General features: G+C 69.2%; 1 pseudogene. It reads right to left on the reverse strand.

Annotated elements, in window-relative coordinates:
- Nucleotides 1-393: pseudogene (locus D7Y04_RS43465) on the reverse strand (hypothetical protein); the annotation flags it as partial.

Consider the following 393-nt stretch of genomic DNA (forward strand, 5'->3'; position numbering starts at 1 on the left):
CAGCTCGCGGGTGATGGCCTCGAGCCGGTCCTCCTGCTCGTTGAGCTTGGCCACGAAGCGCTCGGCCAGCTCGCGCTGGGACACGCCGCTCTTGAGCGACTCGATGTTGGCGCGGATGCGCTCCTGGTCCTTGAAGAGCTGGGCACGCTCCACGGTGAGTTGCTGTTCGTCGCGCGTCAGCGCCGCCACGCGCTCGCGGATGGCAATCACCTCGCGCAGCGCGTCCGCCATCTTCGCGTCCACGTAGCGCTGCGACAGGAAGAAGGCCACCTCGTCCGGCCCCGCGCTGGAGATGGAGTACTGCCGGTGGCCGCGCGTGCGCTCGGACACCACCAGTTCGTCCTGTGAGCCCGGCGCCAGGTCCCGCTTGAAGCGCCAGAAGCCGTCCGTCGT

The sequence above is a fragment of the Corallococcus sp. AB038B genome (assembly GCF_003668955.1).
Lineage (GTDB): Bacteria > Myxococcota > Myxococcia > Myxococcales > Myxococcaceae > Corallococcus > Corallococcus exiguus.